Source organism: Glaciecola sp. MF2-115 (assembly GCF_047250385.1).
Classification (GTDB): Bacteria; Pseudomonadota; Gammaproteobacteria; order Enterobacterales; family Alteromonadaceae; genus Glaciecola.
The window spans coordinates 18,168-42,751 of the sequence record NZ_JBLBVM010000032.1; the positions used below are offsets into that span (position 1 = coordinate 18,168).

At 41.4% G+C, this 24,584-nt stretch carries 20 protein-coding genes; 10 read left to right on the forward strand and 10 right to left on the reverse strand.

Translation table 11 applies throughout. The features are described from left to right. Positions 1-197: 197 nt before the first annotated feature. The 4 genes from ACKLNX_RS01440 to ACKLNX_RS01455 all read left to right on the forward strand — a co-directional run bounded on the left by ACKLNX_RS01440 (position 198) and on the right by ACKLNX_RS01455 (position 3,833). The gene (locus ACKLNX_RS01440) at positions 198-1,448 is read left to right on the forward strand and encodes a diguanylate cyclase (protein ID WP_412970955.1); all 1,251 of its coding nucleotides are present in this window, start codon (positions 198-200) and stop codon (positions 1,446-1,448) included. A 59-nt stretch (positions 1,449-1,507) separates the two neighbouring features. After that, a complete protein-coding gene (locus ACKLNX_RS01445; protein ID WP_412970956.1) occupies positions 1,508-1,885 on the forward strand; it encodes a DUF3224 domain-containing protein in 378 nt (125 codons plus the stop codon). 299 nt (positions 1,886-2,184) lie between these two features. Next, positions 2,185-3,285 carry a 4-hydroxyphenylpyruvate dioxygenase gene (gene hppD / locus ACKLNX_RS01450; RefSeq protein ID WP_412970957.1) on the forward strand — a complete coding sequence of 367 codons (1,101 nt, stop codon included), beginning with the start codon at positions 2,185-2,187 and terminating at the stop codon, positions 3,283-3,285. Continuing rightward, entirely contained in the window at positions 3,282-3,833 is a 552-nt protein-coding gene (locus tag ACKLNX_RS01455; RefSeq protein ID WP_412970958.1) for a VOC family protein, read from the forward strand. The genes hppD and ACKLNX_RS01455 overlap by 4 nt, the downstream gene beginning before the upstream one ends. 120 nt (positions 3,834-3,953) lie before the next feature. Here the strand turns inward: ACKLNX_RS01455 and ACKLNX_RS01460 are convergent, their stop codons facing one another. From ACKLNX_RS01460 to phoB, 3 genes are all read right to left on the reverse strand, one after another. Continuing rightward, positions 3,954-7,682 carry an EAL domain-containing protein gene (locus ACKLNX_RS01460; RefSeq protein ID WP_412970959.1) on the reverse strand — a complete coding sequence of 1,243 codons (3,729 nt, stop codon included), beginning with the start codon at positions 7,680-7,682 and terminating at the stop codon, positions 3,954-3,956. Between the two features lie 349 nt (positions 7,683-8,031). Next, the gene (phoR, locus tag ACKLNX_RS01465) at positions 8,032-9,345 is read right to left on the reverse strand and encodes a phosphate regulon sensor histidine kinase PhoR (protein WP_412970960.1); all 1,314 of its coding nucleotides are present in this window, start codon (positions 9,343-9,345) and stop codon (positions 8,032-8,034) included. Further along, positions 9,346-10,035 (reverse strand): phosphate regulon transcriptional regulator PhoB, encoded by a 690-nt coding sequence (gene phoB / locus ACKLNX_RS01470; RefSeq protein WP_412970961.1) that lies wholly within the window; start codon positions 10,033-10,035, stop codon positions 9,346-9,348. Between the two features lie 255 nt (positions 10,036-10,290). On the opposite strand from phoB, the gene rdgC reads away from it, so the two are divergent. Beyond that, entirely contained in the window at positions 10,291-11,187 is an 897-nt protein-coding gene (rdgC, locus tag ACKLNX_RS01475) for a recombination-associated protein RdgC (RefSeq protein ID WP_411693255.1), read from the forward strand. Between the two features lie 290 nt (positions 11,188-11,477). Here rdgC and ACKLNX_RS01480 read toward each other — a convergent pair whose 3' ends face one another. The 5 genes from ACKLNX_RS01480 to folB all read right to left on the reverse strand — a co-directional run bounded on the left by ACKLNX_RS01480 (position 11,478) and on the right by folB (position 14,513). After that, complete coding sequence (locus ACKLNX_RS01480; RefSeq protein ID WP_412970962.1) at positions 11,478-12,311, reverse strand: HDOD domain-containing protein; 834 nt, start codon at positions 12,309-12,311, stop codon at positions 11,478-11,480. 124 nt (positions 12,312-12,435) lie between these two features. Beyond that, complete coding sequence (locus ACKLNX_RS01485) at positions 12,436-12,813, reverse strand: histidine triad nucleotide-binding protein (RefSeq protein ID WP_412970963.1); 378 nt, start codon at positions 12,811-12,813, stop codon at positions 12,436-12,438. Positions 12,814-12,859: 46 nt separating this feature from the next. Further along, entirely contained in the window at positions 12,860-13,660 is an 801-nt protein-coding gene (locus ACKLNX_RS01490; RefSeq protein ID WP_412970964.1) for an undecaprenyl-diphosphate phosphatase, read from the reverse strand. After that, complete coding sequence (gene folK / locus ACKLNX_RS01495; RefSeq protein ID WP_412970965.1) at positions 13,657-14,160, reverse strand: 2-amino-4-hydroxy-6-hydroxymethyldihydropteridine diphosphokinase; 504 nt, start codon at positions 14,158-14,160, stop codon at positions 13,657-13,659. Before folK ends, ACKLNX_RS01490 begins: the two co-directional genes overlap by 4 nt. Next, the gene (gene folB / locus ACKLNX_RS01500) at positions 14,160-14,513 is read right to left on the reverse strand and encodes a dihydroneopterin aldolase (RefSeq protein WP_412970966.1); all 354 of its coding nucleotides are present in this window, start codon (positions 14,511-14,513) and stop codon (positions 14,160-14,162) included. The genes folK and folB overlap by 1 nt, the downstream gene beginning before the upstream one ends. Before the next feature lie 83 nt (positions 14,514-14,596). Between folB and plsY the strand changes: the two genes are divergently transcribed. Continuing rightward, positions 14,597-15,199, forward strand: coding sequence for a glycerol-3-phosphate 1-O-acyltransferase PlsY (gene plsY, locus ACKLNX_RS01505; RefSeq protein WP_412970967.1), 603 nt, complete (start codon positions 14,597-14,599; stop codon positions 15,197-15,199). Between the two features lie 172 nt (positions 15,200-15,371). Here plsY and tsaD read toward each other — a convergent pair whose 3' ends face one another. Beyond that, the gene (gene tsaD, locus ACKLNX_RS01510; RefSeq protein ID WP_412970968.1) at positions 15,372-16,385 is read right to left on the reverse strand and encodes a tRNA (adenosine(37)-N6)-threonylcarbamoyltransferase complex transferase subunit TsaD; all 1,014 of its coding nucleotides are present in this window, start codon (positions 16,383-16,385) and stop codon (positions 15,372-15,374) included. A 283-nt stretch (positions 16,386-16,668) separates the two neighbouring features. On the opposite strand from tsaD, the gene rpsU reads away from it, so the two are divergent. The 4 genes from rpsU to rpoD all read left to right on the forward strand — a co-directional run bounded on the left by rpsU (position 16,669) and on the right by rpoD (position 21,280). Further along, positions 16,669-16,884 (forward strand): 30S ribosomal protein S21, encoded by a 216-nt coding sequence (rpsU, locus tag ACKLNX_RS01515; protein ID WP_014109792.1) that lies wholly within the window; start codon positions 16,669-16,671, stop codon positions 16,882-16,884. Positions 16,885-16,996: 112 nt separating this feature from the next. Beyond that, positions 16,997-17,440 (forward strand): GatB/YqeY domain-containing protein, encoded by a 444-nt coding sequence (locus ACKLNX_RS01520; protein WP_411693263.1) that lies wholly within the window; start codon positions 16,997-16,999, stop codon positions 17,438-17,440. A 4-nt stretch (positions 17,441-17,444) separates the two neighbouring features. Then, positions 17,445-19,220, forward strand: a complete 1,776-nt coding sequence (dnaG, locus tag ACKLNX_RS01525; RefSeq protein ID WP_412970969.1) for a DNA primase — start codon at positions 17,445-17,447, stop codon at positions 19,218-19,220. Between the two features lie 233 nt (positions 19,221-19,453). Further along, positions 19,454-21,280, forward strand: coding sequence for an RNA polymerase sigma factor RpoD (gene rpoD / locus ACKLNX_RS01530; protein WP_411693415.1), 1,827 nt, complete (start codon positions 19,454-19,456; stop codon positions 21,278-21,280). A 152-nt stretch (positions 21,281-21,432) separates the two neighbouring features. On the opposite strand, the gene ACKLNX_RS01535 is transcribed toward rpoD, so the two are convergent. Next, positions 21,433-24,576, reverse strand: a complete 3,144-nt coding sequence (locus tag ACKLNX_RS01535) for an efflux RND transporter permease subunit (RefSeq protein ID WP_412970970.1) — start codon at positions 24,574-24,576, stop codon at positions 21,433-21,435. Positions 24,577-24,584 lie beyond the last annotated feature (8 nt).

Consider the following 24,584-nt stretch of genomic DNA (forward strand, 5'->3'; position numbering starts at 1 on the left):
TGCGAATGCTCTTGTGTGTGGCTCTCATATATCATTGGTCTAAATATAAAATCCTAATTCGCTTTGGCTTCAGTTAGTGCGAGTTCTAAAAGCCAAAACTTACGGCTATTTCAATGATATACGAAATTTTGCATCGCACACAGCTTAAGAATGCATTAGTATCATTCATTAAGGCATGATTTTATGAGCTTTACAGCATGAAATATAAGGTACTGCTAATAGAACACGACCTCTCGAGCTTGCGAGTCTTGAAGCGTGTCATTGGCAAAGCAAATCTTGACGTAATCAGTGCAACGACACTTGTGCAAGCTAAAACTATCTTTAATAATAGTTCCCCTGAGAGTTTTTTATGCGCCGTAGTCGATTATAATTTGCCCGATGCTCAACATGGTGAGGCAATTGACTTCGCTATCGACTCATTCGTTCCCGTGATAGTGATTACATCAAGCACCGATGGCGATATAAGAGATAATATTCTTAGCAAAGCCGTAGTTGATTATATTCCAAAGAAGAACGCACAAATCTATGAGTATTTAAGCCGCCTGCTCATTCGCTTAGAGAAGAATAAAAACATTGGGGTATTGGTGGTTGATTCGCAACGAAAGCGCCGCAGTGCAATGACCTCCCTCCTTAAAAGACACAACTTTATCATTCATGAGCGTTCAAGCGCAGAATCCCTCACTGACTACTTAAGTGAAAATGCGAATATCAAACTAATGATCATAGATAATGACCTCAAGAACGGTTTGGGAATTGATGCAGTATCCGAAGTTCGTCGCAACTTTAACAAAGACAATTTAAGCATTATTGGTTCTTCACTTGCCAGTACGGCGGGGGAAAACTCTCGTGTGCTCGCTAACTTTCTGAAAAGCGGCGCGGACGATTACTTAGCTAAACCATATTGCCATGAAGAGTTTTTCGTTCGCGTAATGCAGAACATCGAATACCTCGAACAAATAGAATTAATTAGGAAGACTGCTAATGCGGATTACCTTACCGGCCTGCCGAATCGAAGACATTTCTTTCTACAAGTGAATGAGCACCTTAACAGGGACTTAAAGCACAAGACATTAGCCTTAATGGACTTAGATTTCTTCAAAACCATTAATGATACTTTTGGCCACGACCACGGAGATGTTGTCTTAAAAGAGTTCTCTAAATTATTGGCCAAACACTTCAATGAATACGTTATTTCGCGCTTTGGTGGTGAAGAGTTTTGTGTTTTTCTGCCTAATGTAAGCTTAACGAAGGCATTACCCCTTCTCGACAATTTCCGCACTGCCATTAGCAAAAAGCGCTTCACACGCAAAGGTGTTAGCGTTCAGTGTACTGTGAGTATTGGCGTAACCAGCAAATTCAAACGTAAAATAGAATCGATGTTAATGTTTGCAGACGAGAACCTATACAAAGCGAAAGACAATGGCAGAAATTGTATCGTCAGTGATTAGAGAGCCTCAGCCAGTAAAGAGCCTCAGCCAATAAAAAACCTCAACTAATGGAGAACAATATGAATAGCATCAGCATCAATAACTGGGATGAAGTGACCCTCAAAGAGTATGAAGATAAAAAGCTAAGTCACGCAAAAGTCCAACAAACATATGATGGTTTGCTGCAAGGTAGCTCTGAAGTCAATTATCAAATGGCGTATACGTCAGAGAGTACTGCAAGCTATGTAGGAACAGAGCTATTTGAAGGCAGTATCAACGGTAAATCAGGTTCTTTGGTATTCCTGCAAAGGGGTACATATGCTCAAGGTCGAGTTCAAAGCAAATTTGAAGTTGCTCCTAACTCAGGTACTGGCGAATTAACGGGAATATCTGGTCATGGTGAATTTGCCAGTAGCGAAGCTCAAAGTGTCGAATACAGCTTCGAGTACAAATTATAAAACGAATTTACGTAGCCTAAAGCATAAGAACCGTATTAAAATCTTTACAAAAGTGTAGAAGCCCATAAATCATGCGAAGCCACAAATGAGCCCATGTCGGGTAATTTTAGACGAAATAACCTAAAATGCGCCCATCAAAAAACGGTGCAAAGCACCTGTAGAGTATAACTATTTGAAATCATCTAATTGAACAAATGACTTAAAAGGTTTGTTTGTGCCAATTAAACATGAATTGCTTAAGAACTATTCCTAAAAACGCTTATTCATGTGGTTTCAAAAATGACTAAAGAGAGTAAACAATGGCAGACTTGTTTGAAAACCCAGTTGGTTTAGATGGCTTTGAATTTATCGAATTTTCTTCTCCAGAAAAAGGCCAACTAGAAACGGTATTTACGGCTATGGGTTTTACCCACATTGCGAATCACCGCACTAAAGATGCACAACTATGGCGTCAAGGCGGCATAAACTTAATTGCGAACTACGAGCCAAAATCAGCGGCATGGTACTTTGCACGTGAACATGGTCCATCAGCCTGTGGTATGGGCTTTCGCGTTAAGAATGCGGTAAAAGCGTACAAACACTTATTGGCTCAAGGTGCTGAACCTGTTTTAGTTGAAACTGGCCCAATGGAGCTTCGTTTGCCTGCGATTAGAGGTATTGGCAACGCAATCATTTATTTAATTGACCGTTATGGTGATGAGTTGTCTATTTATGACATCGACTTCGAATATCTTGACGGCGTTGATCGCAACCCAGTGGGCGCAGGTTTCCAAGTAATCGACCACCTAACACATAACGTTTATGGCGGTCGTATGAAGTATTGGGCTGATTTCTATGAGAAGTTATTCAACTTCCAAGAAATTCGCTTCTTCGATATCAAAGGCGAGTACACAGGGCTAACTTCAAAAGCCTTAACTGCACCAGATGGCAAAATCCGTATTCCACTAAATGAAGAAGGTGAAGGCGGTAAAGGACAAATTGAAGAGTTCTTGCGAGCGTTCAACGGCGAAGGAATTCAGCACATTGCATTCAGTTGTGATGACCTAGTTGCTTGTTGGGATCGTTTGAAAGACATGGGCATGCCATTCATGACTGCACCACCAGCAACATACTACGAGTTGTTAGAAGGCCGTTTACCAAATCACGGTGAACCTGTAGAAGAGCTTCAAACACGCGGCATCTTATTAGATGGCACAACCGAAGGCGGTCCTCGTTTATTACTTCAGATATTTTCTGAAACACAACTTGGTCCAGTATTCTTCGAATTTATTCAACGCAAAGGCGACGATGGCTTTGGTGAAGGAAACTTTAAAGCCTTATTTGAATCGATTGAACGCGACCAAATAAATCGTGGTGTATTAAAAACTGACGCAAAAGCTGAGGAAAAGGAGGGCGTATGAGCCACCCAGTCCAGTTAAATGGTTTTCATCATGTAGCCTATCGCTGCAAAGATGCAAAAGAGACAGTTGAGTTCTATCAAAACGTATTAGGCATGGATTTTCAGCTAGCGATTGCTGAAGACCACGTGCCTTCTACTGGCGCTTATGACCCATACATGCATATTTTCATGGATGCGGGCAACGGTAACGTACTGGCCTTCTTTGAATTGCCAGAGCAACCTGATATGGACCGCGACCATAATACGCCAAAATGGGTTCAGCATATTGCGATGAAGCTAGACAGCTTAGAGGAATTAATTGCCGCTAAAGCATCTATTGAAAGTCATGGTATTGATGTCATTGGTCCAACAAACCACGGCATATTCAAATCCATTTACTTTTTTGATCCAAATGGTCATCGTCTTGAACTTGCTGCAAATACGCATACCGAAGAACAAATGCAAGAATTGCATCGTGTCGCCCCCGACATGCTTGAGGAGTGGAGCAAGACTAAGAAAGCCCCTCGTCATGCAGCATGGCTTCATGAAAAGATTGCTGAAGATAAGTAGTTAGTTTTATAAATTTGAAAGGCGTAACTTAGGTTTAAGTTACGCCTTTTTTTATGTTTCAAGAAGTGAGTAATGTTAGTGCAAAAAAGAACCATCCGATGGGGCTTGTAATAGAAGACTTTAGTTTCTGCTGAAAGATCTTGTCTGAAGCATTTTAACAGCATCTGAAGCAGCCAATGCTGGACTGTAATAGTAACCTTGAATAATTCGTCCTTGAAGACTTGCTAATATTTTTAATTGCTCTTCAGTTTCAATACCTTCAGCAACAACTTTCATCGAAAGATCAGCCGCTAGTGTGTAAATATTTTTAAGTACCATTTTAGTAGCGGAGTCGACCTCAACGCTTTTGATAAAGCTTCTATCTATTTTCAAGGTATCTATCGGAAACTTGGTTAAGTAATTAAGCGAAGAATACCCTGTACCGAAATCATCCAAAGCTATCGCAACGCCGAGCTCTCTGAGTTGCCTTAAAGTATCAAGGGCCATATCAATATTATCCACCAACACCGATTCTGTAATTTCCAGCTCTAAATATTTGGGTGATAAATTGCTTTGGTTTAAGGCTCGCTCTACATCACTTACCAGGCTAGATTTCGTGATTTGCACGGCAGATACATTAACTGACACTTTACCGAATTCGAGTCCTTTTTTCTCCCAATCAGCGGCTTGCTTACACGCTGATATTAGAGCCCATTGTCCAATCTCTACGATTGAACCATTACGTTCAGCTTCAGGAATAAAAACATTTGGAGGTATAGCGGTTCCATCCACCTGAAACCATCTAATTAAAGCCTCAAAACCAACTACTTTCTCAGAAAATTGGTCGATTTGAGGTTGGTAGTGCATTACAAATTCTTCATTAATGATAGCCGCTTTTAGCTTTTGCTTGAGCTCTGTTCTTTTTTCTAGTTCCGCGCTTAACTCTTCATTAAAGAACTTAACCGTATTCTTGCCACTTTGCTTTGCAGCGAACATGGCGGTATCGGCATAGACTAACAAGGAATCTTTACTTTTTGAGTCCGCAGGAAAGCTGGCCGCACCTATACTCGCAGAAACTGTCACCATGTGACTTGTGAGTTTATATGGGCTTTGCAAAGCTTGTCTCAAACGTTCTGTAATATTGAGAAGCCTATTCAATTGATTATGTTTATTGATAATAATCGCAAATTCGTCACCGCCCAAGCGGGCCAACAAGTCACCATCTCGCAAGACTTTCTTCATCCTTGCTGCAGCTTGAATTAGCAATTCATCACCAACAGCATGACCGTATACATCGTTCACCTCTTTAAAGCCATCCAAGTCAACAATCAACAGACTAAATAAGTTGTCAGGCTCAGATACCAGCTCCTCAATGCTATTATTGAAATGGTAGCGGTTTGCGATACCAGTGAGACTATCGTAATTGGCCTTTTTATAAAGCAACTTAACGTGAATACGCCGATTCAATATGAATAAAGCGAGTGCGAAAGCAAGTAAAGCAGCGAGTGACCATAATGCATAGAACCACCAAGGTTGTTCTATCTGGAAAGTAAACTCTGCAACTTCATTACTCCATTTACCATCACTGTTGCTTGCAGTCACTTTAAAAGAGTATACGCCCGGTTGCAGACTGTTGTACGTGACATTGGTCTTATTCCCAGCATCGACCCAAGTATCTTCATATCCTTCAAGATAATAACGGTAACGAATGACGCTTGGGTTTGTGAAATCTAGAGCAGCAAAGGAAAAGGATAAATCATTATTTTGGTAATCGATGTAGCGCTTGCTTTTTTGAGAGGTAGCAATCCCCCGTAAAAGAGCCACCTCATCTGCTTTAGCCTGAGTTATTTGAACAGGTGAATTGTATTGATTAGATTGAATTTGAGTCAGGTTGACAATAACTAAGCCTTTGTTCGAACCAAGAAATAAATTATCACCTACTAATGTTTGTGCCGCGCTTTCAAATATCAGACCTGGTAAATTGAACAAACTAGGGTAAGCCTTCGATTCCTTTCTGATTGTATCAAAAGTAAAGAGCTGATCTTTCGTAGTTAACCAAAGCTTGCCTTGATATACACTTACTGTAAGTAGCTCGTTGCTCAGTAAGCCATCATCTGTTGAATACACAGTGCTCATCACTGTATTATCTTCACCCACTGTCATTTTAGCTAAACCTACTCCCTCAGTTGCTGCCCAAATCGCACCATTTTCATCTTCAATTAGGGAGGAAATACGGATATTTTCACGATTATTTGGGCCTAGACGAATATGTTGTTCTAATCCAAGTTGAGAATTAATCCGATACACACCATCAGTGGTCGATAGCCATATATCACCTTTTTTTGAAAGCAGTGCATCAGTAGTATAATTACCTCCTCTGGTGTAGATATGCAGCGGGTCAGCTAATAACCTCTCTGTTATTCCTTTGCCAGGCGTAAATTTGGCTAGGGCAACGCCTACAAAGCCAGTCACCCAGATCTCATCATTTTCAGCCACTAAAACGGTAAACAATTCATTACCGGTAAAGCTCCATTCATTCCCCTCATTGTTATAGTAATTCGCTCGCTCGTTAGTTAAAGGGTTGTACTTGTGCAGACCTTGAGGAGAGACAATCCAAAAGTTACCTTTATTATCTTTATGAATATCATTTATGCGTAAATTGGCTTGTTTACCTTGCTCGGGCGGGAGTAGTTCTATTTTTTCGACTCTTCCATCTGATATGCGCAGTTTGTTTAAGCCGCCAGACGTTGCAACCAACAAATTGTCATCATCCACCACGGCAGTATTAGAAGCGACCATTCCAGACAAGCCTTTACCATCCGCTTGTTTTCTAATGATAGTGCTTCCATTTTGCAAATAAGAATACTTTGAAATGCCATACATAGTGGACACCCAAAGTAGACCAGATTGGTCGATAAACACATGATTTACTTCATCCGAAATTAATGAAGTATCGTCAAAATCGCGTGCTTTCAGTTGCGTAAAAGTTTGCCTATCCGGCGATATTAAGGTCAAGCCTGCACCATAATGACTAAGGACAAGCTTTCCATTGCTGTCTTCAACAATAGCGTTAATGTTATTACTGGATAAACCATTACCATCAGGCGCTTTTTTATATTGATTGTACTCGTTGGTTTGAGGGTCAAAATCTATTAAGCCCTCATTGTCAGTGCCAATCAAAATCCTGCCTGCTTTAGACATAGTCAATTTATAAATGGTACTCTTATACCAGCTAGGAAGGTCGGGATGCTTATCACTTTCCAGAACAAACATTTGTTCAGAAGGTTTGAAAAAGGCGATTCCGTATAGGGTTCCCAACATAAAAGTGTCTTTATCAATCTCCAACATTTGATAAGCTGCGATATTATGCAAAGAATCTTTTAGTTGTCCTTCAATTCTTAGGAAATTATTCGTTTCAGCTTGATATAAATTAAGCCCTTCATTGGTGCCCACCCAAATTCTGTGACTTGAATCCTGATAAATAAAATGTCCCCAATTTGAATTGATCGAATCAGGCTTTTGCGGGTCGTGTAAATAGCGCTCAATACTGCCATCAGGACTTAATTTATTGAGACCATACTCAGTAACAATCCAGATATTACCAACATGATCTTCCAAAATTTGAAGAGCGAAGTTATTAGTTATGTGACTGAGTGCACCAGGGGAATACATGAAACTACGAAAAGATTTACCGTCGTATCGAATAGCCCCTCTATCCGTTGCGAACCAAATAAAGCCATTTCTTTGTTGATAAGTTTCATAGACACTTTGTGATGGCAGGCCATCGGCAATAGTCAATGACTCGAAACGAATATCATAAGCTTGCACCAGTGTGGCTGCTTTCATTGAAAACAATAACAAAAAACACATTAGAAACTTCAGCCAAACTTTTAATGAAAGGCTTATTCTTATGTTCGTTATGTAGCTGTTGGAATTGTGAAAAATTGACTACACTCCTCGCTAGTATTTTGTACTTTTACAAGTATGGAAATATTGTTTGACCAGTAAATAGCAGAATTGCCACGTGGTTAAAAAATCTACGAAGCATTGAGAATAAACAATATATCGAAGGTGCACAACTACTGTTGTTCCTAGGTTAGTATTAATTGATTAAGGTACGAGATAGTTTCAATTTTTTGCAAGAAGAAAGTGAAGAAATAACAGGCTCATTCGAATATAAAGGCTTTTAAAATCGCTCTTTAGCTTGAGTGCATATTACTTAAGAATCCACACTACCGTCATATATGAGCTCTAATGGCAGTAAGAATGCAAATGAACTCCCCTCACCTACTTCGCTACTAATAAGTAAATTTGAATTATGATGATTGAGAGCGTGCTTTACAATTGACAAGCCCAAGCCTGAGCCCCCTTTTTTTCGAGAGCGGGCTTTATCTAGGCGGTAAAATCGTTCGGTAAGCCTGCGTAAGTGTTTCTGCTCAATGCCTTCACCATTATCAGTCACACAGAAATAAGCGCCCTCTTCGCGCCTTTCCCAGAGGATATTAATCTCACCACCTGCAGGTGTGTAATTAATGGCATTGAAAATCAAATTTGAGCATGCACTTCTGATTTCACTTTCTACACCAAATATTTGTAGCTCATCATCCACTTTAAAAGTTAGTTTATGATTTTTTTCTTTATTAAGTGCTTTTGCTTCACATTCGACAATATTCAACATTGCTTTCATATCAATTGTGTTTTCGAATATTCGCTGTGCTGAAGCTTCTATTTTGGATAATAACAAGAGGTCTTCTATTAGGCACTGCATCCGTTGCGTTTGCGCGCCCATTTCCGCTATCGCTTTATTTTCTATTGGCGTTTTGTCCGTGTTGTTATCAGCAAGCACTTCCAAGTAACCATTAATGACCGTTAAAGGTGTGCGTAACTCATGGGACACATTAGCCACGAAATCCTTGCGCATAGCCTCCAACTGAGCAATACGCGAAACATCTCGAACGACGATCAATAGTTGTTGATCTGCATAAGGCATGATGCGAAATTCAAACGTTTTAGTAGCATTGCTTGGCGCTGGTATCTTTACAGGTTGCTGATAATCACCGGAGTTAAAAAACTCGATGAATTTGGGATGGCGAATTAGATTATCTATTCTACGACCTAAGTCCTCAGGCCATTTCAAGCTCAGTTCAATTCTTGCATGTCGATTACACCAGACAATCTTCGCCTTTTTATCTACGACAATGACAGCGTCTGGAAGGGCTTCAAAACCCTCTCGAAATTGCTTTACTAATGTTCGTAATTTTCGTCTCTTCTTTCTATTTCTGCGTTGCAGGTAATTAATGCCCTCATAAACGCGTTCCCATATACCGGACGCTGTTGGCGGCGACATTTTACGACTTTGCCATAACCATTTATTTAGACGGTATATATTGAAGTAAGTAAAAAAGAGGAGCCCGCACACTGCTAAAAAAAGCGCTAAAGAGACCTGATCGAAATAATTACCTAGCAAGGCCGCACCTACTAGATAAACCAGTATAACGAAAAAGTGTTTCTTCCAAGGAGGCGGAGTGTACATTTAAAGCTTATTAGAAAAACGATATCCGGCGCCACGGACAGTTTGAATCATGGCGTCATGCCCATGTTTGGACAAAGTTTTGCGCAGGCGTCTGATATGCACATCAACGGTTCGGTCTTCAACATATACGTTAGTTCCCCACACATTGTCTAATAATAATTCTCGGCTATAAACACGTTCTGTATGCGTCATAAAGAAGTGTAATAATTTAAATTCAGTAGGTCCCATTTCTAGGACATCGCCATTAGCGCTAACACGATGAGAAATGGGTTCCAAAATAAGCCCTTTAAACTCAATTGGCTCCTCATTTGAAGTCGGTGTAACTCTGCGCATGACGGCCTTTATACGCGCCACTAACTCTTTTGGCGAAAAGGGCTTTGTCACGTAGTCATCAGCACCTGCCTCTAAGCCACGTATCTTATCATCTTCCTCACCGCGCGCGGTTAGCATGATAACGGGTATCTCTCTGGTAAACTCATGTTCTTTTAGTTTCTTAGATAATTGCACACCGCTGCCGCCAGGAAGCATCCAGTCTAAAAGTATCAAATCTGGATAAGGTTCAACCACTTTTTTTAACGCGATGTCGTAGTCTTCAGCTTCAACAACATTAAATCCGGCTTGCTCTAAAACAAAGGAAAGCATTTCCCTAATGGGAGCTTCGTCTTCAACTAACAATATTGTATGAGGCATTGTTCTAACTCGAAACACATTTAAGAAAGTGTCATTATTAGTGCAATATATGACAGTTTTATTAAACACTCTAAAATAGTAAATTAAAATGAAATAAAATGGTAAAAAGCACTGAAATATCAAAGTATGTAGTGTGCATACTAGCCTTTTGCTAAGCTAAAACCAATGTTATCGGCGATGAAAATTGCTTTTGACCAACAGCCTTCAGATTGGTAGAGTGCGGTCACTTTTTTTTCGATAGTAAATAAATAAAATATGTGGTTCAAAAACCTTAAATTATATCAGCTAACAAACAAGTTAGAACTCACCGAAGAACAACTTCAAACACAATTGGAAAGCATGTCTTTTCGCCCATGTGGTTCGCAAGATATCGCAACAATGGGTTGGACTTCCCCTTTCAGAAATAGCGATATGCTATTCCAGAAAACAGCAAACCGTTATTGGTTAGTGCTGAAAAAGCAAGAACGCATCTTACCAGCCTCTGTGGTTAACAATGAACTTGCGGACAAAGTAGCACAAATTGAAGCTGAAACAGGCTCACCTGTGCCGAAAAAAGCACAGCAAGATCTAAAACAAGAAATTGTTCACCGTCTTCTGCCACAAGCATTTACAAAGAACAGTGTGACTCATGGATTTATTTCACCTGAGCATAATCTTGTTGTAGTTGATGCCAGTTCTGATGGCGCTGCCGAAGCTTTCTTGGCTTGTGTTCGCAAATGTATTGGCTCACTTCCTGTCATTCCTTTTGCAAAAAGTAGCAAACAAGAAACACTGACTTCGTGGGTACTTCAAGATGCGCCAGCGCAAATAGAAATACTTGATGAGGCTGAGTTTAAGTCGCCTTCTGAAGATGGCGCAACTATACGCTGTAAGTCACAAGACTTAGATGCCGATGAGATTCTTGCTCATCTGCAAGCTGGCATGCTTGTGCAAAAGCTAAGCGTTGCTTGGCAAGATCGACTCACTTGCATCATTGGCGAAGACTTGTCGATTAAGCGCTTAAAGTTCACTGATGTGGTCAAAGAGCAAAATGAAGACATTCCTAAAGATGAAATAAACGTGAAACTCGATGCTGACTTTACTCTTATGTCCTCTGAGGTTGTTGAGTTTGCTGAAGCACTTCGCGAGATATTCGAAGTAGATAGTGAGTAGGCATTCAAAGCACTGATTTAGAGTACTAATTTAGAGCACTAATATAGAGTACTGAGCTAAATCGTCTTATCCCATCCGAAAAAAACCTTAACTTATGTTAGTTCGGGACAAATAAAGAACTCTTCTTTATGACAACTTTTTTCCGGACGGGACAGCCCCACAATAAAAAGCCCTGCAATTGCAGGGCTTTTCTATTATCTCATTCTAGCTAAGTAAATCGTCCATAACGATTGCTGTGTGAAACATGCAATGATATTTATGTAACGATCAGCGCCAACCAAAATTCAAACTTATGCAAAGATAGACTTCGCGTTGTCTCTAATTTTAGCAAATTCTGGCGTTTGATAAACTTCAACGTCATCGAAAATACCTTTTTCAAGCGCAATGGTTAGGAGCTCATCACCATTATCTACCTGGTTTGCCAAAGCTGCACCTATACGCACGAAGTCGATATAAGTGATCTCTGGTTCAACGAATTCGGTGTTTCTCCAATGCTCAGCACATTGAATGAATACATCGTTAAACTGCCATTCGCGCATGATGCTTCCACCGATTCGACCAGATAACTTTTCAATTGCTACATCAAGGAAAGTCGGGTTAGCAAAAACACTGTCGTGACGCTCGGCTTCAGTGAGCACTGGTAATGCACCAATATTGGCAACCAAAGCAGAAAGTGTGATTGTGTCTAAACTTAAGTTCTTCTTACCTGACGCTGCTTGGTAAGTCAGCATTGCTGCCATAGCGTTTGCAACGATATCAATTGTATCGGTCCACATTTTCGCCATATACTTTTTAACTACTTCGTTCTTAGAAACGAACAGTTGCTCCATTGCTAAAGCCGTTGCAATATTTTTAACTTGGTTCAAACCAATGCGAGTTACTGCTTGTGTAGTCGAGGTCACTTTAATAGTACGACCTAAATATGCACTGTTGGAAATTTTAATCATGCGAGCACTTAACGATGGGTCTTGGCCAACAACGTCAGCCATTCCGTTCAAGTTTATGTTTGGATCGTCAGCCGACTTTCTCACTTTTAATGCAATCGCAGGAAGTGTTGGTAAAACTAAAGTATCGTTGTTAATTTTTTCGACTAAGATCGTTAACAGTGCATTTTGAGTAGACATGGAAATAAAGCCTTATATTTTTTATAGACCAGAGTTACCAGACTCTGAGAAAATTTACTTATTGTTTGCCGGCGTTACGATACAACGTCATTCGCTACTTTTCGCTACAAACTTGTGTATTAATCTAACCTTTTAATCGTTCTTGATATGGTGGCCAACCAAGTGCCTTCCCTGCTAGTACGTGCAAATGAATATGATAAACCGTTTGCCCGCCGTCTTGATTACAATTCATTACCGTTCGAAAGCCCTGTTGGGCGACACCAAGGTCATTTGCGACAATTGCCGCGACACGGTGCATATATCCTACGAGAGCTTCATCTTCTGAGTCAATATCATTAATGGTTGCAATCGCTTTCTTTGGTATAACTAAAAAGTGCACTGGCGCTTGTGGACTTATGTCCTTGAATGCTAATACTCTTTCGTCTTCAAATAATATATCGGCCGGTATTTCTTTATTAATAATTTTTGTAAAAATTGTTTCACTTTTACTCGTTGTACTCATATTAACAGCCCTTTTGGTAAACAATCGACTAATTTGCGTATATAAATCAACCTAAAACTATGTATAACAATACGAAACCTAATACCAATCGATAAATTACGAATGGCAACATCCCAATTTTAGAAATCCAATTCAAAAACAAGAATATACATAAATAAGCAGCGACAAAGGAAAAGGCAGCTCCGTAAAACAGCTCATTCCAATTGACTGCTGCGACACTACTTAACAAGTCTAAAGTAGACAACAGGCCAGCGCCTAAGATAATAGGAATTGATAGCAAGAATGAGAAGCGAGCCGTGCTCTCGCGATCAAGTCCCATCATTAAACCGGCTGTCATTGTAATACCTGAACGTGAAGTGCCAGGAATAATTGCTATAGCTTGCGCTAAACCAATGATAAGAGCTTCTTTCAATCCAATTTTATCGATGGTTTTAATTTGCTTTGCTTTTGCGTCTGCGTACCAAAGCAACAAACCAAATAGGATTGTAGTAGTAGCAATAACTATTGCGGTACGAGCGTTAAACGCGATCCAGTCTTTCATCAAATAACCAAAGATAACCCCTGGAATCGTTGCAATGATGATCCACCAGGCTAACTTGCTCTCAGTTGTTTGTTGTTTACTAAAACCATGTAAAAGAAACCCTTCGCTAAGTTTAACGATGTCATTCCGAAAATAAATCATGACCGCCATTAAGCTGCCGACATGAACTGCAACATCGAAGGCCAAACCTTGCTCGCGCCAACCAAGCACTTCAGCCGGCAATATTAGATGCGCAGAGCTAGAAATAGGTAAAAACTCCGTTAAGCCTTGTATAATTGCAAGTATGAAAATTTCATAAAACGTCATGTTTCGGTGTTACTCCATAAATAATCGGCCAACCACAAGTTTTGCTTTTGCTTGTCATAGTCTTGCCATAAAGATTGGTATGTTTTTTTCACAACAGGATGAATGTGTGTTGGCACTAAATCGGCCAACGGTCTTAACACAAAAGCATTATAGAGAATTTCTTCGCGTGGTAAAATAACAGGCTGTTGGATTACCAATTCATCATAGGTCAGTAAATCAAGATCAAGGGTTCTGGAAGCAAATTTTTGTGAACCACGGATTCGGCCATTTTCATCTTCAATACATTTTAGGATGCTACACACACCGTCCACATCTAATTCGGTCTGTGCCGACACAACAAGGTTGAAAAAGGTATCACCATCGAATCCAACCGATTCACTTTCATAAACAGGCGAAATCTCTACGTCGCTGAAAGCTTTCGCTAAGGCATTCAAACCCGCATCCGTGTTTTTCGATTTATCAATGTTGGAACCAACACTTATAAGTATGAAATGGGACACTAACTGCGTTCTCTTGTCATGCTAATAGCAACATTAACTGCTTCTTTAAGGATGTCTGGCTTGTTCACTGTCAACGTGACTTTCTGAGGCTTAAATTCAGAAAATATCATATCTAACATTTCTTTTGCTAAAGCTTCGAGTAAAAAGTAAGAGGAATTTTCGGCAATGTCAGCGAGCCTTTGCGCTACCTTACCGTAATCAATAGTATTGTTAACATCGTCGGTAGTGGCTGCCAAGCTTAAGTCGGTGACCATGTCGACATCAAGAATAAGCCTCTGCTTAGCGTGTCGTTCGAAATCAAAAACACCAATAAGTGCGTGGACTGTCAAGCCCTGTATTTTAACTAAATCCATGAGAATATCGTAATCGCCTAGCGATTTTTTTCACCTTCAAGTAATCTACTGCTAAGTGTAACCGCAACACAGGGACCAAGTATATGATTTCATTCACGCTGATGATTATTTTTGGCGCGTATATTTTGGGCTCTATTTCAAGTGCAATTGTAGTTTGCTTCCTTTTTGGCAAGGGCGATCCTAGAGAGCAAGGCTCTGGAAACCCTGGTGCAACTAACGTGCTGCGCATTGCAGGACCGTTTGCCGCCGCTTTAGTTTTAGTGTTTGATATTCTAAAAGGAACCGTCAGCGTTTACTTAGCCTTTCTTGTAGGTGTAGACCCAATATCCATTGGTATTGTGGCGATAGCCGCATGTCTTGGACATATGTACCCAATCTTTTTCAGGTTTAAAGGCGGCAAAGGTGTTGCCACGGCGCTAGGTTGTTTAATCGCGATGGGCTTTAGCTTGGCTGGTCTGTTGCTAGGTACATGGCTTTTGGTTGTATTGATTACAGGCTATTCATCACTTGCGGCAATCATCACTGTCAGCTTGGCGCCGGTTTATACAGTGTTCTTCAAACCTGAATACATCTTTTCAGTGTTAATGTTATCCGCACTTATTGTTTGGCAACATCGGGACAATATAAGAAGGCTATCTCGTGGTGAAGAGAGTAAGATTTGGAAGAAAGGAAATGTGAATGAGTGAAAACTCGATTCACGTTTAATATTCACACCTGCTGCGCGCTAAGGCTTTAGTTTAAAATGGAAACGGCTATTTTTATAATAAGAGTCGTTTCAGCTAATCAAAACATCAGCAAATAAGTTAGGGCCTCAGCGCATTCTGTGGAAGCAAAAGTGACGTCATCCTAAATGTTAAACTAAACTGCTTTTAAAGAATCCAAAGGCCAGCGAGGCATCGCTTTGGTATCTAAGCCTACCGACTCACCCGCCAGTAATCGTTGAGCACCTGCAAAAGCAATCATCGCACCGTTGTCGGTACAATACTGTAAAGCTGGATAGTAGACTTCAATGCCTTTACGTCGTTTCAAGTCTTGCAAAGTCGTTCTTAATTGCTGGTTTGCACTAACTCCACCCGCAATCACCAATCGTTTTTGATTAGTTTGCTTGAGCGCCCGTTGGCATTTAATCATCAACGTTGACACCACTGCATCTTGGAAGGCGTATGCAATATTTGCTTTAGTTTGTTCACTGCCATCACAATCACGGATAGTATTTGCTGCAAATGTCTTTAGACCGCTAAAGCTCATATCTAATCCGGGACGATCAGTCATAGGTCTTGGAAATTTGTAATGACCTGCCTCTCCTTTGTCAGCTAGCTTAGCTAGTAGAGGGCCTCCTGGGTAATCAAGACCGAGTAATTTAGCTGTTTTGTCAAAGGCTTCTCCCGCAGCGTCATCCAACGATTCCCCTAACACTTCATATCGACCTATACCTTGCACATCAACAATCATACTGTGACCGCCTGATACTAACAAAGCGATAAATGGGAAGGGTGGTGGATTGTCATCTAGCATTGGGGCTAATAAATGCCCTTCCATATGATGCACACCAACTGCCGGCACGCCCCAAGCGTAAGCTAAACTGCGTCCAACTGAAGAACCGACAAGTAAGGCACCTACTAGACCAGGACCGCGAGTAAATGCAACACCATCAATATCATTTGAACTTAAACCAGCACTGCTCATTGTGCGTTTAATTAAAGGCACTATTTTACGAACATGATCACGAGATGCTAATTCTGGCACTACGCCACCATAATCCGCGTGTAATTTTACCTGGCTGTATAACTCGTGAGCCAATAAACCCTCGTCGGTGTCGTAAATAGCGATGCCAGTTTCGTCACAAGAGGTCTCGATGCCTAGAACTTTCATTAAAATACTCAGTAAAAAAATAAGCTTTTCGATCTAGTTTATAAGCGTTTCAGTGACTTACGTCATAAGAATCAAAAAAGCATTAAAATAGCCAATGATCACAGTGCAATCAGCGATTCGCTAGTATATACTGCGCACCGCTGACGGAAAACCAACAAAAGTAAATATTTTTGTACTAAATTGCTTTACAAGTACTTGCAAAAGTTTTAGTATTCCGCACCATTTTTTAAGCCCGGGTTATAAAATTTACCTGGAAGAAAACACATCTTAAGGTGATGAATTAATGCCAATCGTGAAAGTAAGAGATAACGAACCGTTTGATATCGCGCTAAGACGCTTCAAACGTTCATGTGAGAAAGCTGGTGTACTATCTGAAGTTCGCCGTCGCGAATTTTTTGAAAAACCAACTTGGGAACGCAAGCGCAAAAAAGCTGCTGCTAAAAAGCGTCACATGAAAAAGTTAGCTCGCGAAAACGCACGTCGTATCAAACTGTACTAAACAACAGTTTGGTGTCGAGCCAATTAAATTCAAAACGGGCGTCTTTATGACGTCCGTTTTTGTTTCTGCCGTTCAGAAATATCCGAATAAATTAACTTGAGGGAATAGACTAATGACTTTACTTGATTCTTTGAAAGAAGCGCAAAAAGATGCGATGCGCGCTAAAGACAAGCTCACATTGAAAACACTCAGAATGGCTTTAGCTGCCGTTAAGCAACGTGAAGTGGATGAGCGAATTGAGTTGAATGACACTGACGTGTTAGCGATTTTAACGAAAATGGTCAAACAACGTAAAGAGTCTATTACTTCATTTAAGTCGGCAGACCGCCAAGATCTTATCGACATAGAAGAAGCGGAAATTGCAGTACTAACTCGCTTCTTGCCACAAGCCTTAACAAGCGAAGAGATCAATGCCTTAATTGAGCAGGCGATGGCTGAAACCGGTGCTGCAAATATGCAGGACATGGGTAAAGTGATGGCATGGTTGAAACCTAAAGTAACGGGTCGTGCCGACATGGGCGCACTTAGCGGTAGTATCAAAGCAAAATTAGCTTAATTTTATGGCCGGCCGTATTCCACGCGACTTCATCGATGATCTTATCGCCCGCAGCGATATTGTAGATATTATCGATGCCCGGGTAAAACTCAAAAAAGCAGGCAAGAATCATCAAGCCTGCTGCCCATTTCATAATGAAAAAAGTCCCTCATTCTCCGTCAGTCAGGAAAAGCAGTTCTACTATTGCTTTGGTTGCGGCGCAAAAGGCAATGTCATCAGTTTCTTGATGGAATTTGATCGCTTAGAATTTCCAGAGGCTGTTGAAGAGCTAGCGAAGACTTATGGTGTCGATGTTCCCAGAGAAAAAGGCGGCGCACCGGCCCCCACTCCGCAACAAAAAAGTCAGAGAGAGCAAGATTATCAGTTGATGGAATCGGTCACCCGTTATTTTCAGCATCAACTCAAGCATCACGCGCAAGCGCCGGAAGTAATTGAATACCTCAAGGGTCGAGGTCTTAGCGGGGATATCGTCAAAGCTTGGGATATGGGCTTTGCTCCTCCTGAGTGGGATTCGGTGTTAAAGACATTTGGGACCGACGACCATAAGCAATCTCGACTACTAGAGCTCAAACTTATTTCGGAAAATGACAATAAACGTCGCTTTGATTTTTTCCGCAATCGCGTCATGTTTCCAATCCGAGACAAGCGAGGCCGTGTTGTAGGTTTTGGTGGCCGCGTGATGAAAGACGACGGTCCCAAGTATTTAAACAGCCCTGAAACGCCCATATTTCATAAAGGTTACGAACTCTTTGGTTTGTACCAAGCACGTCAAAACAATCGAAAACTCGAACGTCTATTGGTAGTTGAAGGCTATATGGATGTTGTGGCTCTTAGCCAATTCGATATTCAATATGCAGTTGCCGCACTAGGCACGGCAACGACTCCTGAACATATTCAAGCGATGTTTAAATCGACAACAGAAATTGTCTGTTGTTATGACGGTGATAGAGCCGGTCGTGAAGCGGCATGGCGAGCACTTGAAAATGCGTTACCATTTCTGAAAGACGGCCTAGCAATGAAATTTCTGTTTCTGCCGGATGGTGAAGATCCAGATACAATGGTTCGGAAGATAGGTAAAGAAGCCTTTGAAGAATTGCTAGCCAAAGCTGTGCCCTTATCAAAATTCTTTTTCGACAACTTATTACAGCGACACTCAGTCTCGTCAAATGAAGGGAAAGCTTCACTTAAAGCAGAAGCCATGCCCCTGATCGAAAAGATTCAAGGCGAAAATCAACGCGATTTGTTAATGCTGGACTTAAGTAAATTATTTGGCGAAGAAGCAAAAGAGACCCTCGCACGAGATATTAAAAATGCAAACAGCCGAAAAGCACCGCGAAAAGTAGATTACCAGCCACCTCAAAAAATAAAGCAATCACCTTTGCGTATGATGTTACGCCTTCTTATGGATTCACCGAGGCTAGCTTCCGAATGTCCTAATGTGAAATTAGCGCCGCTAAGAAATACATCGATATCCGGCGTGCCATTGCTTATTGACTTGCATTCATACTGTTATGCAAATCCAAAGGCTAACACAGGCATGGTACTTGAAGCTTTTCGTGACCATCCGAACATCAAACACTTAGCTCAATTACTTGAAAGCGATCTTTTATCAAGTGAAATGAACGTTAAGGCAGAGTATATCGATTGTTTTAAAAACCTTATTAAGTGGCATTTTAAAGCACGCATTGATGAATTAGAGGCCAAAGTAGGCTTTGCAGAGCTTACAGACAATGAGCAGCAAGAGTTAATTCTCTTAATGGCTAAACTTAAAAATACTTAGGCCGAAATAAAGCTTGAAAATGGGACAAACTAAACCCATATAGAACTATGAACGTAAACAACAAAATCTAGTCAAAAGTAGTCGTTTGGTGTTATACTAGCTAATTCGCAAACGCTACGATAAAGCAAGCTGAGGGTAATTTTCCTTGGTATCGTTTAACGGGTTGAAAATAAGTTACTTATCAAATAGTTAGCTTATTCGCGTTTAACAACTCCCAATTAAGTGTAAGGTATATTGTGCAAAGCAAGCAGTCCCAGATAAAACTCCTGATTGCAAAAGGTAAAGAACAAGGTTACTTAACCTTTGCCGAAGTAAACGACCACCTCCCTCAAGACATAGTCGATTCAGATCAGATCGAAGATATCATTCGCATGATCAACGACATGGGAATTAAGGTTTCCGAGTCTGCTCCAGACTCCGACGAATTACTTATGCAAGAAACAACAGCCGACGAAGACGTTGCTGAGGCTGCTGCGCAAGCACTTGCCACAGTTGAGAGCGAAATCGGTAGAACCACTGACCCTGTCCGCATGTACATGCGAGAAATGGGTACAGTTGAACTCTTAACACGTGAGGGCGAAATTGAAATCGCTAAGCGTATTGAAGATGGTATTAACCAAGTTCAATGCTCGGTAGCGGAATATCCTGAAGCCATTACTTACCTCCTAGATCAATGGGACTTATTCGAAGCTGAAGAAATTCGCATTAGCGATATCATCATCGGTTTTGTTGATCCAAACGAACAAGACGTAGCTCCTACCGCTACTCACATCGGTTCAGAACTATCTCAAGACGAACTTGACGATGAAGATGACGACGATGATGAAGATGAGGAAGAGGAAGATACGGGTGTCGATCCTGAACTAGCACGCGAGAAATTCACTGCTTTACGTAATCAATACAATAAAGTAATGAGCGTGATCGAAGCAAAAGGACGTTCACATAAGGCAGCCCGTAAAGAAATTCATGAGCTAAGTGAAGTATTTAAAGAATTCCGTTTAATCCCTAAACAGTTCGACCGCATGGTTAAAAACATGCGCGGTATGATGGACCGAGTGCGCATCCAAGAGCGTTTGGTCATGAAGTACTGTGTCATGAACGCCAAAATGCCGAAGAAAGACTTCATTAAAGCATTTGCAGGGAACGAAACAAGCACAGATTGGCTTTACAAAGCCTTAGAAGGCAAAGCAGCTTACGTTGAAAAACTTCTTGAATTTAAAGAAGAAATTGAACGTAGTGTTAGCAAGATGAATGCCGTTGAAGCTGAAACTGGCTTAATCATTCCAGACATCAAAGATATCAATCGAAGAATGTCGATCGGTGAAGCGAAAGCGCGTCGAGCGAAGAAAGAGATGGTTGAAGCAAACTTACGTTTGGTTATCTCTATCGCGAAAAAATACACAAACCGTGGTCTCCAATTCTTGGATTTGATTCAAGAAGGAAACATCGGCCTCATGAAAGCAGTTGATAAATTTGAATACCGTCGTGGTTATAAATTCTCAACTTATGCTACATGGTGGATACGTCAAGCAATCACTCGCTCTATTGCTGACCAAGCAAGAACAATCCGTATTCCTGTACATATGATTGAAACGATCAATAAATTGAATCGTATCTCGCGTCAAATGCTACAAGAAATGGGTAGAGAGCCAACGCCAGAAGAGTTGTCAGAACGCATGCTTATGCCGGAAGACAAAATCCGTAAGGTGCTGAAAATTGCTAAAGAGCCAATCTCAATGGAAACACCTATTGGTGATGACGAAGATTCGCACTTAGGTGACTTCATTGAAGATAGTACTATCATTCAGCCTCTTGACTCTGCTACTGGCGGAAGTCTGAAAGATGCAACACAAGAAGTGTTAGCGGGCCTAACAGCACGTGAAGCGAAAGTACTTAGAATGCGATTTGGTATTGATATGAACACTGACCATACTTTGGAAGAAGTTGGTAAACAGTTCGACGTAACACGTGAGCGTATCAGACAGATCGAAGCGAAGGCATTGCGTAAACTACGCCACCCTAGCCGCTCGGAGCAATTGAAAAGCTTCTTAGATGAGTAAACTGTAGCTCACCTGTTAAGTTAGAATGCCAAAGCCCTAATTGATATTAGGGCTTTTTTTTGCCCAAAAAAAGTGCGTGTTAAAACGCACTCTCAACTTTATTAAGAAGGCCCAATGCAGACTAGTCGCCTACATTGTGCATTCATTATTGTTTACTCCGCAATATCGGCCTTTGCTTGTGCTTGCAGTTCGTCATCACCTTTCTTATAGGGCACTTCTGACTCCAGCTGCTCAAGTTCGCTAGATAGCTGCTCAGGTGAACCTGTTCCTCTTGCTAAATAAGCATATGCCGTAGGGACAATAAACAAAGTCATAAACGCTGAGAATATGACACCGGCAAAGATTACCATTCCGATAACGGCCCTGGACTCAGCGCCGGGTCCTGATGCTAAAACTAAAGGCAAGGCGCTAAAGACGGTAGTGAAACCCGTCATCACGATTGGGCGTAGTCTAAGCATGGAGGCGCGCTTCAGCGCTTCTTCAAACTCAACGCCAGCATCTCTAAGTTGGTTAGCAAATTCAACAATCAGTATCCCATTTTTTGCTGCCAGACCAATCAGCATCACCAGTCCAATTTGGCTATAAATATTGATCGACATACCAGATAAGTATAAACCAACATAGGCGCCAACTAATGCCAAAGGTACTGTGAACATGATCACTAGAGGATGGATCCAGCTTTCAAATTGAGCCGCTAACACCAAATAAGTGATTGCAAGAGCTAATGCAAAGATAAAAATAAAGGAAGAACCTGACTCTTGGTATAACTGCGACTCACCCTTGTAGTCAATTGATACTCCATCAGGTAGTTCAGTCGCCACAACGTTTTCCAAAAACGCTAAGGCTTCACCTACTGTGTAATCATCGGCTAAGTTCGCACTGATTGTGATGGCTCGCATTCGATTGTAGCGGTTCAAGGTATTTGAAGTAGCTCGTTCAGATATCTTCAATAGATTGTCCATTGGGATCAATTGACCCGTGCGTTCTGAACGCACATAGATATTATCGATGCTACTAGGGCTTCGATAGTCAGCCTCATTACCTTCCAAAATCACATCGTATTCTTGGCCACGGTCTAAGTAGGTTGAAACACGTCTTTGTCCAAGCATGGTTTCTAAGGTTCTACCGACTTCTGAAATTGACACACCTAAATCTGCCGCTCTATCTCTGTCTATGTTCACTAACAGCTGAGGAGACGTTTCCTTATAATCAGAGTCAACACGCAGTAGTTTCGGGTTCTCAGCCGCTTTCTCCATCACGATATCGCGCCAACTAGTGAGTTCTTCGTAGGTATTCCCTTGCAGTACAAATTGAACAGGTCGACCAACACCTCTTCCACCAAGCGCAGAGCGCATGATAGCGAATGCTCTCACATCCGGAATGGCTGCCATTTTACCGCTAATTTCATTCATTAAGTCGAAAGTAGATCGCTCACGGTCTTCCCAATCAGCAGCACCAACGATAGCAATACCGGCAGTACCACCGAAGCCTGGGGTTCTAACCAATATACGTCTCGCTTCACCAGATTCTCTGTAAGGAAGTAAGATATCTTCAATCAATTTCAAGTTACGTGCGTTACTCTCGAAACTGGCACCCTCTTGCGCTTGCATGAGTACAAAGAAATTGCCTCTATCTTCGCGAGGAACAAACTCTTCAGGAATTCTGCTTTGCAGTTGGAATAACAATACTATGCTGACAACAACAGTTAGCAACATCAAGACAGGTTGCTTAATTGTGGTGCCTAGGCTGTTGTAATATTTTAGTTCTAATTTTTTAAAACTCACATCAACCCATTTACCAAAGCCTGAGCTTCGCTCTCTTTTCTTCAACAATTTCGAAGCAAGCATCGGTGATAAGGTGAGTGCGGTGAAACTTGAAAATGCCACAGCAGCTGCAATTGCGATAGCAAACTCGGTGAAGAGACGACCGATATTCCCCTCTAAAAATACCAATGGTAAAAATACAGATATCAACACTAAGGTTGTGGCTATAACGGCAAAGCCGACCTCCCGAGCGCCACGATATGCAGCTAATATAGGAGGTTCACCCATTTCAATACGTCGATATATATTTTCTAAAACTACAATCGCGTCATCAACGACCAGGCCGATGGCTAGCACCAAGGCTAATAGCGTGAGCAAGTTGATCGAGTAGCCCAGCATGTACATGACAATGAAGGCTGCAACTAAGGATACAGGAACTGTCACCGCTGGAATTAAGGTTGCTCGAATATTACCTAAGAATAAATAAATAACCACGATCACCATGAACATCGCGATACCGAGTGTGTTGTAGACCTCGCTGATAGACTCTTCGATAAACACCGATGAGTCATAGCTTTCAACGAAATAAATATTGTCTGGCAAGGTCGCTTCAATTCTCTTAACGGCCTCTTTCGCTGCTTTCGCTACATCGAGCGTGTTGGCTTTAGATTGCTTTACGATCCCTAAACCAATCATGTTAACGCCGTCGCCACGGAATTCGGTTTCATCGTCTTCAGCGGCCAATTCCACCTTCGCTACTTCTGATAGACGAATTAAAAAGCCATCGGCCCCTGCTTTAACGGTTAAGTTTGCAAAGTCTGCAGGTGTTAAGAATGAACGAGCAACACGAACGTCGAAATCACGTTCGTTAGATTCAACCCGCCCTGCTGGCAGTTCGACGTTTTCAGAACGAATAACTCGTTCTATATCATTGACTGTGATGCCTCGCGCAGCCATCGCGTTGCGGTCGAGCCACACTTTCATGGCGTAGGTTCGTCCGCCGCCAATTTGCACTCGTGCAACACCGTCCGTTGTAGACAATCGATCTACAATGAACCTATCAGCATAGTCGGTAAGTTCCATTGTATTGAGGTTTGTGCTGCGCAGGTTGTACCAAACGATCACATCTTCATCACTATTCGATTTAGATACTTCTGGCGGCAATGCTTGATCAGGTAAATTATTTAAGGCACGGGATACTCTTTCACGCACATCATTTGAAGCTGCATCAATATCTCGGCTAAGGTTAAACTCTATGGTGATACTAGAACGGCCGTTACGGCTAGATGAAGTGATGTTCTTCATTCCCTCTATACCACTTATTCGATCTTCTAAGAGCTGAGTAATCCGCGTTTCAATAATTTCAGCAGAAGCGCCTGGGTAGCTTGTGTTAACTGATACGATAGGAGGATCGATATCCGGGTACTCTCGCAGTGACAAGAATGTAATTGCCACTATACCGAAAACTAACAAAATGAGGTTTACGACAGAAGCAAAAACCGGACGTTTGACTGAGACATCAGATAATAACATACAGCCTC